Annotated in this window: 11 protein-coding genes; 8 read left to right on the top strand and 3 right to left on the bottom strand. The window is 60.8% G+C overall.

Annotation, left to right across the window (positions count from 1 at the left end; translation table 11 throughout):
• The first annotated feature begins 1 nt into the window (after window position 1).
• The 5 genes from B9Z37_RS05360 to B9Z37_RS05340 all read left to right on the top strand — a co-directional run bounded on the left by B9Z37_RS05360 (window position 2) and on the right by B9Z37_RS05340 (window position 3,746).
• A complete protein-coding gene (locus B9Z37_RS05360) occupies window positions 2–514 on the top strand; it encodes a YbaK/EbsC family protein (protein WP_108312022.1) in 513 nt (170 codons plus the stop codon).
• Window positions 511–768: a DUF1289 domain-containing protein gene (locus B9Z37_RS05355; RefSeq protein ID WP_108312021.1), complete on the top strand. Its 258-nt coding sequence runs from the start codon at window positions 511–513 to the stop codon at window positions 766–768. Before B9Z37_RS05360 ends, B9Z37_RS05355 begins: the two co-directional genes overlap by 4 nt.
• Before the next feature lie 33 nt (window positions 769–801).
• Window positions 802–1,443 (top strand): 2-hydroxychromene-2-carboxylate isomerase, encoded by a 642-nt coding sequence (locus B9Z37_RS05350; protein ID WP_108312020.1) that lies wholly within the window; start codon window positions 802–804, stop codon window positions 1,441–1,443.
• 99 nt (window positions 1,444–1,542) lie between these two features.
• The gene (locus B9Z37_RS05345) at window positions 1,543–2,304 is read left to right on the top strand and encodes a metallophosphoesterase family protein (protein ID WP_108312019.1); all 762 of its coding nucleotides are present in this window, start codon (window positions 1,543–1,545) and stop codon (window positions 2,302–2,304) included.
• Window positions 2,301–3,746: a serine/threonine protein kinase gene (locus tag B9Z37_RS05340; RefSeq protein WP_108312018.1), complete on the top strand. Its 1,446-nt coding sequence runs from the start codon at window positions 2,301–2,303 to the stop codon at window positions 3,744–3,746. Before B9Z37_RS05345 ends, B9Z37_RS05340 begins: the two co-directional genes overlap by 4 nt.
• Before the next feature lie 6 nt (window positions 3,747–3,752).
• Here B9Z37_RS05340 and B9Z37_RS05335 read toward each other — a convergent pair whose 3' ends face one another.
• Window positions 3,753–4,025: a DUF4212 domain-containing protein gene (locus B9Z37_RS05335; RefSeq protein WP_240606631.1), complete on the bottom strand. Its 273-nt coding sequence runs from the start codon at window positions 4,023–4,025 to the stop codon at window positions 3,753–3,755.
• Window positions 4,026–4,248: 223 nt separating this feature from the next.
• On the opposite strand from B9Z37_RS05335, the gene B9Z37_RS05330 reads away from it, so the two are divergent.
• The 3 genes from B9Z37_RS05330 to uvrA all read left to right on the top strand — a co-directional run bounded on the left by B9Z37_RS05330 (window position 4,249) and on the right by uvrA (window position 12,456).
• On the top strand, window positions 4,249–6,009 hold the full coding sequence (locus B9Z37_RS05330) for an MFS transporter (protein ID WP_108312016.1): 1,761 nt from the start codon (window positions 4,249–4,251) through the stop codon (window positions 6,007–6,009).
• Window positions 6,010–6,098: 89 nt separating this feature from the next.
• A complete protein-coding gene (locus B9Z37_RS05325; protein ID WP_108312015.1) occupies window positions 6,099–6,281 on the top strand; it encodes a hypothetical protein in 183 nt (60 codons plus the stop codon).
• A 142-nt stretch (window positions 6,282–6,423) separates the two neighbouring features.
• Window positions 6,424–12,456: an excinuclease ABC subunit UvrA gene (gene uvrA, locus B9Z37_RS05320; RefSeq protein WP_108312014.1), complete on the top strand. Its 6,033-nt coding sequence runs from the start codon at window positions 6,424–6,426 to the stop codon at window positions 12,454–12,456.
• Here uvrA and B9Z37_RS05315 read toward each other — a convergent pair whose 3' ends face one another.
• Both B9Z37_RS05315 and B9Z37_RS05310 read right to left on the bottom strand, forming a co-directional pair.
• On the bottom strand, window positions 12,457–13,620 hold the full coding sequence (locus tag B9Z37_RS05315) for a methyltransferase (protein ID WP_108312526.1): 1,164 nt from the start codon (window positions 13,618–13,620) through the stop codon (window positions 12,457–12,459).
• 63 nt (window positions 13,621–13,683) lie between these two features.
• Window positions 13,684–14,469: an HAD-IIB family hydrolase gene (locus B9Z37_RS05310; protein WP_108312013.1), complete on the bottom strand. Its 786-nt coding sequence runs from the start codon at window positions 14,467–14,469 to the stop codon at window positions 13,684–13,686.
• Window positions 14,470–14,499: the final 30 nt, after the last annotated feature.

Raw genomic sequence — 14,499 nt, 5'->3', positions numbered from 1 at the left:
CATGTGCGGATCAGAACTCCATGCCTTGCCAGAAGGCGTTCAGCGCGTTGCGCAGGCCTTGCAGGACGCGGCGCATTCCCATGCCCCGGTCATGCTCGATGGCGCGGCCCGCACTGCGCAAGAGGCCGCCGACGGCCTGGGTGTGCAGCTGGGCCAAATTGCCAAGAGCGTGATCTTCAAGCGCAAGGAAGATGGTATGGCCGTGCTGGTGGTCACCTCGGGCGACCGCCGGGTGGACGAAAAGAAAGTGTCGGCCCTGGTGGGCAAGATCGGGCGGGCCGATGCCGATTTCGTGAAAGCCCAAACGGGCTTCACCATCGGTGGCGTGTCACCCCTGGCGCACCTGAACCCGCCCGTGACCTTGCTCGATCAGGACCTGTGGCGCTTTGAGGAAGTCTGGGCAGCGGCCGGGCACCCGCACGGCGTGTTCCGCTTGCAGCCCGAAGACCTGAAACGACTGACGGGTGCGCCGGTGGCCGATGTGGTGCAAGCAGCACCTGAGGCGCTTGCATGAGCCAACATTATTGGAAAAAGCTCAGTGAGCGCGCTGAGCAGGTGCTGGCCGAGGCCACACCGCCTGCGCCAAATTCGGTGTCGTCGCCTTGTGTGTCGCTGTGCTTGATGCACCCCAGTGCGGGCTGGTGCGATGGATGCTTGCGGACACTGCCCGAGATCGGCGGTTGGAGCCGGGCCACCGACGAAGAAAAGCGTTTGGTCTGGGCGCAGATTCCCGAGCGTTTGCGCCAGCGCCAGGCGATGGACCGCTGACGCTGTTGATTTTTGGGCCATTGGCAGCACACCATGAAAACCATTCACTTTTATCTCGACTTCATTTCTCCCTATGCCTGGTTGGCTTTCGATGCTTTGCCCCAAGCCTTGCAGGGCATCAGTGTCCGGGTGGTGCACAAGCCGGTGGTGTTTGGTGCCATGCTCCAGCACCATGGGCAGTTGGGCCCGGCAGAGATACCCGCCAAGCGCGATTGGACTTATCGGCAGGTGCAATGGCAGGCCCGCGCACAAGACACGCCTTTGCAGCTGCCCGCCAGCCATCCTTTCAATTCTTTGGGTTTGCTGCGGCTGGCTACAGCGTGCGACCCTGCAGGCGAGCCCAACCGTTTCGTGTGTGACAAAATTTTCAGACATGTCTGGTGCAGCGGGCAGGAGGCGGCAAATGCAGAGCGTCTGGCCGCTCTGAGTGCCGATCTGGTGCCAGCGGCCGATGTGGGCAGCGCCGAAGTCAAACAGCGTCTGAAAGACAACACGGACGAAGCGATTGCCCTGAACTTGTTTGGTGTGCCGAGTTTTGTGGTCGATGGCCAAGTGTTCTGGGGCAACGATGCCTTGCCCATGCTGCGCGCATATTTGCTGGGGGACCCCTGGTTTGGCAGCGATGACTGGACGGCTGTGGGCGGTTTACCTGTCGGCATTCAGCGCAAAACCTGAGCCTTGTTCGGGCGGTGCGCGGACCGGTCTGTACCTCGAATTTGATCTGCGGCAAGTTTGGCATCAGCTGTGGCTGTCATCATGAGGCTGGAGACACCAATGAAACTGGCCCTGATTTCCGATATCCATGCCAACCGGCAAGCCTTGCAGGCCTGTTTGGCCCATGCGCGCCAGCAGGGGGCTGATCAGTTTGCCTTTCTGGGCGATCTGGTCGGTTATGGCGCAGACCCTGCGGCCGTCCTCGATGACATCATGCATTTGGCAGAGCAAGGCGCGCTGGTCTTGCGTGGCAACCACGATGACATGGCGCTGAACCCGCCCCAGGCGCAGGGGGGTGAGGCCACCCTGGGCTCGCAAGGCGCGCAATGGACACACGACCAGTTGAGCGATGCCCATCGCAATTTTTTGACCCGTTTGCCGCTCACTTTGTCGCACGATGGTTTGTTGCTGGTGCACGCCAGTGCCGACCGGCCGGAGTCGTGGCGCTATGTGGACGGCGAGAGTGCCGCCGGTCGCTGCCTGGAACAGGCTTTGGCACAGCAGCAAGGGCCACACGTGCTGGTGGGGCATGTGCATCACCAGGCCTTGTATTTCCGGGGGGCAGGCCGGGGTCTCATGAAATTTGAGCCCATGCCGGGATCGCCCGTGCCAACTCCGGCGCACAGGCCCATGGTGGCTTGCGTGGGGTCTTGTGGCCAGCCCCGTGATGGCGATCCCCGCGCCATGTATGCCCTGTGTGATCGCACGCTTCAAAAAATCACATTTCACCGGGTGCCTTACAACCACACCGAGGCTGCCGCCGCCATTCGCCGTGCGGGCTTGCCAGAATCATTTGCGCAACGACTGGAGCATGGACGTTGAAACTGTTGAACCCCGGACACCTGATTGATGGCTTTGAAGTGCAAACCTGTTTGCATGCCGGTGGCATGGCCCATATTTACAAGGTGGTGTATGCGCCGTCTCTGGATGGTTCTCGCCGTGCGGCCGAGTTCCCCATGGCGATGAAAATTCCGCGCATGACGGCGGGCGATGGTGCGGAAAACATTGTGAGCTTTGAGATTGAGCTGCAAATTCTGTCCGAACTCAAAGGAACGCATGTGCCGCGTTTTGTAGCGGCCGGTGATTTGTCGAGGCTGCCTTATCTGGTCATTGAATATGTCGAAGGCCAGACCCTGCAGCATTGGTTGGACCACCGTGAGACTGTGACGGTGCCCGAGATGGCCGCATTGGGGGCTGCGATGGCGCGTGCCGCCCACAGCCTGCACCAGCAAAATGTGTGTCACCTCGACTTGAAGCCTGCCAATGTGCTGATTCGCCCCGATGGGTCTGCGGTCATGCTGGACTTTGGTTTGTCTTGCCACGCGCATTACCCCGACTTGCTGGCCGAAGAGTTGCGCAAAGCGGTGGGTTCTCCCGTCTGGATTTCGCCCGAGCAGGTGGTGGGCGTGCGCGGCGATCCGCGCAGCGACATTTTTGCCATCGGCGTCATGCTGTACGAATTGGCCACAGGCGAACTGCCGTTTGGTGAGCCCGCGACCACTGGGGGCATGCGTCAGCGTTTGTGGATGGACCCGCCCCCTCCGAGAAAACACCGCCCTGATTTGCCGGAGTGGTTGCAGGAAGTGATCTTGCGTTGTCTGGAGCCGGTGGCGGCTTCACGTTATCCGTCGGCATCGCATCTGGCGTTTGACCTGACCCATCCAGACCAGGTCAAGGTGACCGAACGGGGCCGTAAAACCGAGGGCACGGGTTTCTGGACGCACTTCAAGCGCTGGGTCAGGGCCAGTGGCATGGCGTATCGGCCGAGTCCTGTGCCGGTGGAGCAGATCGAGCAAGTGCCGATCATCATGGTGGCCGTGCCGCACCACGACGTGAGTGACGCCACGCTGTATTCCCTGCGCGAAGCGGTGGCACGTTCGCTGGGCATCCGCCCGGGTGCCCGCTTGGCTTGCGTGACGGTGATTTCTTCAGGCCTGACCAGCAGCACCGAATCGGAAAAGAGCGAGACCCAAGTGCACCGGTGGCATTTGAGCCGGTTGCAGCAATGGGCTCAACCGCTTGACCTGGGTGGACACCAGACTTCTTTCCATGTGCTTGAGTCGGGTGATGTGGCGGACGCCTTGCTGCGCTATGCCGAGGGCAACCAGGTCAACATGGTCATCATGGGGGCGGCGACACATGGCTTGCAGATGCAGCGCGTTTTGGCCACGGTGCCGATCAAGGTGGCGATGCAGGCACCCTGCACGGTGATTCTGGTCAAGCAGGGTCTGCCTTTTGAGCGGCTGGCCGAGGTCACGGTCTGAACAGCATCAAGGCAATGAAGTGGGCGATTGGGCCTCTTTGTCTTGTTGTTCCTTTTCCCAGCGGTTGACGCACCAGGCATTCACAACGATCAGCAGCAGAAAAACCAGGAGGCTGCCTTGTGCCGCCATCCAGAAGTTGAATGTCCAGTCGCCGATCTTGAAATCCAGTGCTCTGGCAAACCAGACCCAGCCAAAAGAGACCAGCGCCCACACCAGCAGCAGCACGCCCGTCAAAAGGCGAATCTTCTGGCGAATGGACAAAAATCGGGCGGTGGTCACAAGCAGGGGCGTCTGAAAGAGGCGATGAGGTGGCCATTATCGTGTTGAGCCCATCTAGGGATTACCCGTGAAGTTTTATGATTTTTCACATTGCGGTAAAAATACCAAGGGTTTCTACTTGAACTGTAAGTATCTGTTGGTTCGCTGTCAGATGAGGGCAAGAGCCAAGCCCAAGAATCGCGCCAAGTTTCCGTGTCGGAGACTCTTTTTTGGAGACAGCTTTATGGCTACAACTGAACCCCGCCCGATGTCGGCGGAAGAGAAGAAGGTGATTTTTGCCTCTTCTCTGGGCACCGTGTTTGAGTGGTACGACTTTTACCTGTACGGCTCGTTGGCCGCGATCATTGCCAAGCAATTCTTCAGCGGCTTGGACGAAGGCTCTGCTTTCATCTTCGCTTTGCTGGCGTTTGCTGCTGGTTTCATCGTGCGTCCTTTCGGCGCGATCTTCTTCGGCCGCTTGGGCGACATGATCGGCCGCAAGTACACCTTCTTGGTCACCATCCTGATCATGGGTGCATCGACCTTCATCGTGGGCATCTTGCCCAACTACGCCAGCATCGGCGTGGCCGCTCCCGTCATCCTGATCTGCCTGCGCTTGTTGCAAGGCTTGGCTTTGGGTGGTGAGTACGGTGGTGCTGCCACTTACGTGGCTGAGCATGCACCTCACGGCAAGCGTGGCGCCTACACCGCCTGGATCCAGACCACAGCCACTTTGGGCTTGTTCTTGTCCTTGATGGTGATTTTGGGCACTCGTACCATCGTTGGTGAAGAAGCCTTCGCTGAATGGGGCTGGCGCGTACCGTTCATCGTCTCGATCATCATGTTGATCATTTCGGTCTTCATCCGCTTGAGCATGAACGAATCGCCTGCTTTCGTGAAAATGAAAGCCGAAGGCAAGACCTCCAAAGCCCCTCTGTCCGAGTCTTTCGGCCAGTGGAAAAACCTGAAAATCGTGATCTTGGCCCTGATCGGTTTGACCGCTGGTCAAGCTGTGGTCTGGTACTCCGGTCAGTTCTACGCTTTGTTCTTCTTGACACAAGCGTTGAAAGTGGACGGCGCCACCGCCAACATCATGGTCGCGATCTCCTTGATCATCGGCACACCGTTCTTCGTGGTGTTCGGCGCACTGTCTGACAAGATCGGCCGCAAGCCGATCATCTTGGCCGGTTGCTTGTTGGCCGCTTTGACCTACTTCCCTGTGTTCAAGGCCTTGACCAAGGCGGCTAACCCCGACTTGTTCGCTGCCCAAGCCGCATCGCAAGTGGTGGTCATTGCTGATCCAGCCGAGTGCTCGTTCCAGTTCAACCCCACAGGCACCAAGAAGTTCACTTCTTCTTGCGACATCGCCAAGCAACGTTTGGCTGGCGCATCGGTGAGCTACTCCAACGAAGTGGCTCCTGCCGGTACACCTGCCGTCATCAAAGTGGGCGAGACCGTGGTGAACATCAAGTACTCGGCTGAAGACATTGCTGCTGCCAAGGCCAAGGCCGAGGAAAAGCTGGCTGCTCTGAACGCTGCTGAACCCAAAGACGCCAAGGCCATCGAAGCTGCAACCAAGTCTGTCAAAGACCTGAGCAACGAGAAGACCGCTGGTGCGACCCTGTTGGGCTCCAACTTGGGTGCTGCTCTGAAGGCCGCGAACTACCCAGCCAAAGCCGACATGGCCAAGTTCGACAAGGTCACCGTCATCATCATCCTCACCTACTTGGTGATCCTGGTGACCATGGTGTACGGTCCTATCGCCGCCATGCTGGTCGAGATGTTCCCCACCCGCATCCGTTACACCTCCATGTCCTTGCCTTACCACATCGGTAACGGCTGGTTCGGCGGCTTGTTGCCTACCACCGCTTTCGCGATCGTGGCTCAGACCGGTAACATGTACAACGGCTTGTGGTACCCCATCATCATCGCTGGCGCAACCGTCGTGATTGGTGGCTTGTTCATCAAGGAAACCAAAGACGTCGACATCTACGCTGACGACTGATCTTTCTTGTAAGCATCCCGGGGTGACTCGGGTGCTACATTCTGGGCCTTCCCTCTGTGGAGGGCCTTTTTCATTATTGGAGATGAACTATGTGGAAAATTGCTGTTGGATTCGCGATCTTTGCTGCCTTGGGTATTTATGTGATCAGCAAGGGCGGTGACAAGTTGGACATGGGTGGTGAAAAGCATGGCGCTGACGCCGTGCATGTGGAGCCTGCCAAGACCGATGCGCCTGCAGCAGCACCCGCTGCAGATGCCAGCGCTGCCAAGTAAGCACTGAACCTGTTGGGCGTGCTTGACCACGGTCAGGCATTCCCACCCAAAGCCACGCACTTGCGTGGCTTTTCTTTTGGGTGAAAGAAATGTCACGGCCTGCGCCCTAGAATGTTTGGCCTCCACCCCAAAAAGCCAGCTCATGTCCCAAGGTCTCATTCGCATCCGTGGTGCCCGTCAGCACAATCTCAAAAACATCGACCTCGACATCCGTACCGGTGAGCTGACCGTCGTCACCGGCCCCAGCGGCTCGGGCAAATCCAGCCTGGTGTTTGACACGTTGTACGCCGAGGGCCAGCGGCGTTATGTGGAGACCTTCAGCGCTTACGCTAGGCAATTCCTGGACCGCATGGACAAACCGGCGGTGGATAAGGTCGAAGGTGTCCCCCCCGCCATTGCGATCGACCAGACCAACCCGGTGCGCAGTTCACGCTCCACCGTGGGCACTATGACCGAGCTCAATGACCACCTCAAGTTGTTGTTCGCCCGACTGGGCCAGTTGTTTGACAAGGACACAGCCCAGAGCGTTCGCCATGACACGCCCGAAACCATCTATGCGGAGCTGGCAGCGCGTGCTGCGCAGGAGCAAGACCCTCGCCTGTACCTGACCTTTCCGGTCGAGCTGCCTGCAGGCACCAGCGCCGAGCAAGTCGAGCAATGGCTGTCCGCCAGCGGCTTCACCAAGGTGCAGGCCGAGCGCGAAGTGGCCACGCCCACCGGCCCGCGCAAGGTGTTGGATGTGATCGCTGACCGCTTTCGCATCGGTCAAGCCGAAAAAGCCCGTGTGGTCGAGGCGATCGAGGTCGCTCTGAAACGGGGTGGCCGCCTCAATGTGTATGTCGAAAAGCCCGCAAACTCAGAGGCCTCCGATTCGGCCTTTGAGATCTGGCGTTTTTCCACCGGCCTGCATTGCCCCGACAGCGATCAGCGTTACACCGACCCGATCCCGTCGATGTTCTCTTTCAACTCGGCGGTTGGCGCGTGCGAGACCTGCCGGGGTTTTGGCCGGGTGATCGGCGTCGACTACGGCCTGGTCATTCCCAACCCCAAACTCACGCTGCGGTCCGGGGCCATCAAGACACTGCAAACGCCTGCCTGGCAAGAAAACCAGGACGACCTGATGCGTCACGCCGAGGCCGCAGGCATTCCGCGTGACACCGCGTGGGACAAGCTGACGAAAGCGCAGCAAGATTGGGTGATCAACGGCTCGCCCGAGTGGAAGGGCCGCTGGAATCATCAGTGGTACGGCGTGAAGCGCTTTTTTGAGTACCTGGAGAGCAAGGCCTACAAGATGCACATCCGCGTGCTCCTGTCCAAGTACCGCAGTTACACCGAGTGCCCAACGTGCCAAGGGGCGCGTTTGAAGACCGAGAGTTTGCTCTGGCGCATTGGCAGCCACTCGGATGCCGATGGCGTCTTGCCAGTGGAAAAGCGTTTCATGCCCGCTGGTGTGAAGTGGACCCGTGCGCAGTTGGAGGCGCTGCCGGGTTTGAGTCTGCACGACATGATGATCATGCCGCTCGATCGGTTGCGATTGTTTTTTGACCGGTTGTCTGCTTCTGGTTTTGCGTCTGTGGCTTCAGGGGAGGCTTCGGCCGGGGATGGGCTGGGCTCCTCACACGGCGGGGATACGCCAAAATCGTCGCCCAGCCCATCCCCGGCCGAAGCCGTGGGGGCAAGCGCAGAACAAAAAGCCCTCCAACTCTTGCTGGAAGAAATCACCACCCGCCTCAAATACCTGTGCGATGTGGGCATTGGTTACCTCACCCTCGACCGCCAAAGCCGGACGCTCAGCGGCGGCGAGGTGCAGCGCATCAACCTCACTACGGCCTTGGGCACATCGTTGGTCAACACTTTGTTTGTGCTGGACGAGCCCAGCATTGGCCTGCACCCACGCGACATGAACCGCATCACCCAGGCCATGCACCGCCTGCGCGACGCGGGCAACACGCTGGTCGTGGTCGAGCACGACCCCGCCGTGATGATGGCGGCCGACCGCATGATCGACATGGGCCCTGGACCGGGCGAGCGCGGCGGCGAGATCGTGTTTGACGGCAGCACCGCCGACTTGCGCAACGCCGACACGCTCACCGGCGCCTATTTGGGTGGGCGCAAGCAAGTGGGCCTGGGCTTCAAGCGCATGGTGACCGACAGCACGCCACGGTTGATTTTGGAAGGCGCACGCGAACACAACCTGCAAAACATCAGCGTGGACTTTCCGTTGCAGCGCCTGGTCACCATCACCGGCGTGAGCGGCTCGGGCAAATCGAGTTTGATCCAAGACGTGCTGGCCCCGGCACTCATGCGCCACTTTGGCAAAGCCACCGAAACCCCCGGCGCACACGACCGCCTGCTGGGGGCCGACCACCTGAGCGATGTGGTGTTTGTGGACCAGTCGCCCATCGGCAAAACCGCACGATCCAACCCGGTGAGCTATGTGGGCGCTTGGGACGCGATTCGTGAAATTTTTGCGACCGCGCCGCTGTCGCGCCAGCGCGGCTACACCGCCAGCAAGTTCAGCTTCAACGGTGGCGATGGCCGTTGCCCCACCTGCGGCGGTTCGGGCTTTGAGCACGTCGAGATGCAGTTTTTGAGCGACGTGTATTTGCGCTGCCCCGATTGCGATGGCAAGCGCTACCGTCCTGAAATCTTGGAGATCACCGTCGAGCGTCAGGCCATGGGGCAGGCGCAACCGCGCCACCTGAACGTGGCCGACGTGCTGGACTTGACGGTGAGCGAAGCCGCTGCCTTGTTCGCACAAGACCGCGACGTGATCCGCGCCCTGCAGCCCATCGTCGATGTGGGTCTGGAATACGTGAAGCTGGGTCAGCCCGTGCCCACCTTGTCGGGCGGCGAAGCGCAGCGCCTCAAGCTCGCGGGCTTTTTGGCTGAAGCCGCCAAGAGCGCGTCCAAGAGCCGCCAGAGTCTGGCCCGCAAAGGCACCTTGTTTTTGTTTGACGAGCCGACCACGGGTCTGCACTTCGACGACATCGCCAAGCTCATGCGGGCTTTGCGCAAGCTGCTCGAAGCGGGGCATTCGCTCATCGTCATCGAGCACAACTTGGACGTCATCCGCGCCAGCGACTGGCTGATCGACTTGGGGCCAGAGGGTGGTTATGCCGGGGGCCTGATTGTGGCCGAGGGCACGCCAGAAGACGTGCGCCAACACGCCACATCGCACACGGGGCTGGCGCTGCGGGAGTACGCCGAGTCGATGGGCGAGGTCCATTGGGCGAAAGAAGGTGTTCCTGTGCTGTCATTCCTGCGAACGCGGGAATCCATGGATTCCCGGGTCAAGCCCGAGGATGACAATCTTAAAAAGCCCGAGGATGGCACGGTTAAAAATCGCAAGGATGACAAGAAGAAAAAACCGATTCAGAACAACCACATCCAGATCGTCAACGCCAAAGAACACAACCTCAAAAGCCTGAGCGTGGACATTCCGCGGGGCAAGTTCAACGTCGTCACCGGTGTGAGCGGTTCGGGCAAGTCCACGCTGGCGTTTGACATCCTGTTCAACGAAGGCCAGCGCCGTTATTTGGAAAGCCTGAACGCCTACGCCCGAAGCATCGTGCAGCCCGCAGGCCGCCCCGAGGTGGATGCGGTTTACGGCATCCCGCCCACCGTGGCGATTGAGCAGCGGCTTTCACGCGGCGGCCGCAAATCCACCGTGGGCACGACCACCGAGGTTTGGCATTTCTTGCGCCTGCTCTATGTGAAGTTGGGCATTCAGCATTGCGTGCACGACAACACGCCCGTGCAACCGCAAACGCCCGACAGCATCATCGCGCAGCTCATGACGCAGTTCCGGGGGCAACACATCGGCCTGCTGGCCCCCTTGGTCGTCAACCGCAAAGGTGTATACACCGAGCTGGCCGACTGGGCGCGGCCGCGTGGCTTCACACACCTGCGCGTCGATGGCGACTTTTTGCCCACACAAGGCTTTCCGCGCATCGACCGCTTCAAAGAACACAACATTGAACTGCCCGTGGCCAGTCTCGATGTGTTGCCCACCAACGAGACTGCGCTGCGCCAAGCCCTGAGCAAAGCCCTGGAGCACGGCAAGGGCGTGGTGCATGTACTGAGCGACTTGGACGGTCTGCGCGAAGCCATGTTCAGCGGCGAATCCACCGCCCGCATCGGCCAGCACCGCGTGTTCTCGACCCTGCGCGCTTGCCCGGCTTGCGCTACCTCGTATGCCGAACTCGACCCGCGCTTGTTCTCGTACAACAGCAAACACGGTTGGTGCCCTGACTGCGTGGGCACCGGCGTCAAGCTCAGCAAGGACGAACGCAAGGTGTTTGACGACTCGGTGCAAGACGACAAGGACAAAGGCCGCGAGAAAACCTTTGCGGAACCCGAGATCGAAGACTTGGCCAACGTCGCCTGCCCCAGTTGCGAAGGCACTCGCCTGAACGCCACGGCGCGTGCCGTGCGCTTGGGCGCAGCACCTGGCCAGGGCTGGCGCATCACCGACATCGCCAGTTTGTCGGTGACCGATGTGCGGCATTGGGTGGACAAGTTGCAGCTCACGGGCCGCGACGCCGACATCGCCCGTGACCTGGTGCCCGAGATCAAGAGCCGCTTGGAGTTTTTGGAAGAAGTGGGTCTGGGTTACCTCACGCTCGATCGGGGTGCGCCCACGCTCTCAGGCGGTGAGGCACAACGCATCCGTTTGGCTGCGCAACTCGGCAGCAACTTGCAGGGCGTGTGCTACGTGCTGGACGAACCCACCATTGGTCTGCACGCCCGAGACAACCAGATCTTGCTCAACGCCCTGCACAAGCTGGGCGACAAAGGCAACACCTTGGTGGTGGTGGAGCACGACGAAGACACGATCCGCCGCGCCGACCACATCATCGACATTGGCCCCAGTGCGGGCAAACGCGGTGGCCGCTTGGTGGCCGAAGGCTCGGTGGCCGACATCACGGCCTCTGCAGATTCGCAGACGGGGCGGTATTTGCTGCATGCGATGAAGCACCCTATGCAAATGCGACGTGTGGTGGATGCTTCTTTGTGGGGCGATGGCGCGGGCTCCTCATACGTCGGGGGTACGCCAAAATCGTCGCCCACGCCACCGCCCCACAAAGAAGCTGCGGGTGGTGTGGATTTGCAATGGCTCACCTTGACGGGAGCCAACCTGCACAACCTGCGCCAGGTCGATGTACAGGTGCCGCTCAAGCGACTTGTGGCGGTCACCGGCGTCAGTGGCTCTGGCAAGTCCACGCTCGCCCGTGATGTGCTGCTGGCCAATGTGCAGGCGCTGGTCAGCCAGCGCGCCACGTTTGCTGGGCGCACCGCACAAGATGCGGGTCAACGCGTGGCCTTGACCGCGTGCAGCGATGTGCAGGGCTTTGAAACCATCGACCGCGTGCTCGAAGTGGACCAAACGCCCATTGGCAAAACACCGCGTTCGTGCCCGGCTACCTACATCGGCTTTTGGGACACCATCCGCAAACTGTTTGCCGAAACGCTGGAGGCCAAAGCCCGCGGCTATGCCGCAGGGCGCTTCAGCTTCAACACCGGCGAAGGCCGCTGCCCGAGTTGTGAAGGTCAGGGCATGCGCACCATCGAGATGAGTTTCTTGCCCGATGTGAAAGTGCCTTGCGAAACATGCCGAGGTGCCCGCTTCAACCCCGAAACTCTGGCGGTCACTTGGCGCGGCAAAAGCATTGGCGATGTGCTGCAGATGGAAGTCGACGAGGCGGTGGACTTTTTTGCCAGCATGCCCAGCATCACGCACCCGCTGCAGTTGCTCAAAGATGTGGGGCTGGGCTACCTCACCTTGGGCCAGCCCTCACCCACGCTCAGTGGTGGCGAAGCGCAGCGCATCAAGTTGGTGACCGAACTCACCAAAGTGCGTGACGAAGTGGGCAGGCGTGGCAACAAGGCCCCGCACACGCTCTATGTGCTGGACGAACCCACCGTAGGCCTGCACATGGCCGACGTGGACAAGCTCATCAGCGTGCTGCACCGGCTGGTGAATGCGGGGCACAGCGTGATCGTGATCGAGCACGACTTGGATGTGATCGCCGAAGCCGATTGGGTCATTGACCTGGGACCAGAAGGCGGCAACGCGGGAGGGCGCATCGTGGCGGCCATGACGCCCGAAGCGCTGGTGCGCTTGGGCACCCACACCGGCGTGGCGTTGGGGCCTGTGCTGGCGAGGGCTTGATCAGTCCGCCACACCCAAACGCCAAAGCGAGGTCACTTCGGCCGAGCGTGCGGCATGCAGCGGGTCGGTGACATCTTGGGCTTTGGCATGCACAGGTTTCACATCCAGGCGGCCCAACACCTGCAGGCCTGCCTCTTCGATCCAGCCCAGCAAGGCCTCGCGGGTGCGCAGGCCTAGGTGTTCGGCCAGGTCCGACAAGATGAGCCAGCCTTCGCCGCCTTCGCACAAGTGAGCGGGCAGGCCCGCCAAGAAGCCTTTGAGCATTTGGCTGCCTTCGTCGTAGACGGCTTGTTCCAGCAGTGTGGTGGGGCGTGCAGGCAACCAGGGGGGGTTGCAAACCACCACCGCTGCCCGGCCTTCCGGGAACAGGTTGGCGGGCTGCAGTTGCACCTGGTTTTGAAGGCCCAGTCGCTGCAAGTTGTCCAGGGCGCAGGCCAAAGCGCGCTCGGACATGTCCGTGCCCACCACTTGCGCCGCCCCCCGACGCGCCAGCACCGCCGATAAGACGCCCGTGCCCACACCAATGTCAAAGGCCACAGAGTGGGTCTTGAGTGCTTCGGGCAGTGGCGCGTTGGCCACCAGCTCCACATATTCGCCGCGTACCGGAGAGAACACGCCGTAGTGCGGGTAAATGCGCAAGGCTTCGCCCATGGCGGGCACTTCAACGCCGTTCTTGCGCCATTCAAACGCGCCGATCACGCCTTGCAAGCTGCGCAGCGAGATCACCGAGGCTTGCCCATTGGCCGAGCCAAAGGCTTGCAGGCAGGCGGCTTTGACGTCGGGGGCGCGGCGCAGGTCGATGCCATAGTCGCCGTTCAACTCAATCAAGACTTGGCTCAGAATGCGCGTGCGCTGGGCTTGTGCCTGGCGGTGGGTGTGAAAGGCCGCACCGGCGATCACGGGGGCGTGCGGGTCTTGCTTTTTGGCGCGGGCTTTTTTGGGTTTGTCGATGCGCCGTGTCAGCGCTTGCAGCATTTGCCGCGCGTTCTGAAAGTCGCTGCGCCACAGCAAGCCGGTGCCCGCACAGGCCAAGCGGTAAGCGGTGTCAGCGGTCATGGTGTCGTCGGCCAGCACCACGGTTTTGGGCAGCACTTGGTCGGAGCGCCACAGGGCCGAGCGTGGGGTGTCTTTTTCAGACCAAGTCAAAAGGGTGGGGGCGTTCATGCGCAGGTCCAGTCGGTGTTTGTGGGTGGGTTTCGCGCAGATTGCCACGAAAGGTAGAGTTGTTCAGGCCAGACCTGTCAGCAAGTGGCGCACCAGTTCGGCAAAGCCTGCACCGCGTTCACTCGGGGTGATGTAGCGCGGCGGGTGCGTCAGCTGCGCCTCAAAGCGCCGGATGTTGGCCACGCCCACGCTGTGCGGGAAGTTCTCAAACATCACTTGGTCATTGGTCGAGTCTCCCACATAAACCCAGCGGTCGATTTCGGCATCCAGATCACGGCCCCACAGTTCACGCACGATCCAGCGAGCCCCCGTGAGTTTGCTGTGCGTGCCAAACCAGCCGTTGATGTGGATGCTGCTCACGGTGGCGGTCATGCCTTCGCTGTGCATCATGCGCACCACTTCATCGATGGCGTGTTCTGGCAGTTGTGTGAACTCGCTGTGGTCAATGGCGATGTCGGTCTCTCGGCCTGCGCTGTCTTGCGAGCGCTGCGCACCGGGCAAGGTTTGCTCGATGTGCGCCAGCACCTGCTGCATGCGGGCGAAGTTGGCACTGCGGGTGGCCATGTCTTGCTGGTAGAACTTGCGCAGGCCACGTGCAGTGGTGTGTTGCAGCCCTACCGCCCCGTTTTCGGCCACGATGGCGTCCACCGGCCAACGGGCCGCAAAGGGCTCGCTCCAGCCCACAGGCCGCCCAGTGATCGGCACCACATGCAGGCCAGCGGCTTTCAGCTCGGCCAGCGCTTGCCGGGCGTCTGGCGTGATGGCTCCTTCGGTGGTCAGCGTGTCGTCGATGTCGGTGAAGACACCGACGACATCACGAGGAGGAAGCCAGTCAGAAAGCGGACGCATCTTTAATCGGGGTCAGATCCCAATTGATTT

It is taken from the genome of Limnohabitans parvus II-B4 (assembly GCF_003063455.1).
Taxonomy (GTDB): domain Bacteria; phylum Pseudomonadota; class Gammaproteobacteria; order Burkholderiales; family Burkholderiaceae_C; genus Limnohabitans_A; species Limnohabitans_A parvus.
The sequence above is the reverse complement of the archived record's forward strand: the minus strand, read 5'-3'. Positions and strand labels throughout refer to the sequence as shown.

Bases quoted from the DNA above. Each gene is read 5' to 3' on its own strand.
- B9Z37_RS05360 (WP_108312022.1), top strand. From the start codon at position 2: ATGTGCGGATCAGAACTCCATGCCTTGCCAGAAGGCGTTCAGCGCGTT.
- B9Z37_RS05355 (WP_108312021.1), top strand. From the start codon at position 511: ATGAGCCAACATTATTGGAAAAAGCTCAGTGAGCGCGCTGAGCAGGTG.
- B9Z37_RS05350 (WP_108312020.1), top strand. From the start codon at position 802: ATGAAAACCATTCACTTTTATCTCGACTTCATTTCTCCCTATGCCTGG.
- B9Z37_RS05345 (WP_108312019.1), top strand. From the start codon at position 1,543: ATGAAACTGGCCCTGATTTCCGATATCCATGCCAACCGGCAAGCCTTG.
- B9Z37_RS05330 (WP_108312016.1), top strand. From the start codon at position 4,249: ATGGCTACAACTGAACCCCGCCCGATGTCGGCGGAAGAGAAGAAGGTG.
- B9Z37_RS05325 (WP_108312015.1), top strand. From the start codon at position 6,099: ATGTGGAAAATTGCTGTTGGATTCGCGATCTTTGCTGCCTTGGGTATT.
- uvrA (WP_108312014.1), top strand. From the start codon at position 6,424: ATGTCCCAAGGTCTCATTCGCATCCGTGGTGCCCGTCAGCACAATCTC.
- B9Z37_RS05315 (WP_108312526.1), bottom strand. From the start codon at position 13,620: ATGAACGCCCCCACCCTTTTGACTTGGTCTGAAAAAGACACCCCACGC.
- B9Z37_RS05310 (WP_108312013.1), bottom strand. From the start codon at position 14,469: ATGCGTCCGCTTTCTGACTGGCTTCCTCCTCGTGATGTCGTCGGTGTC.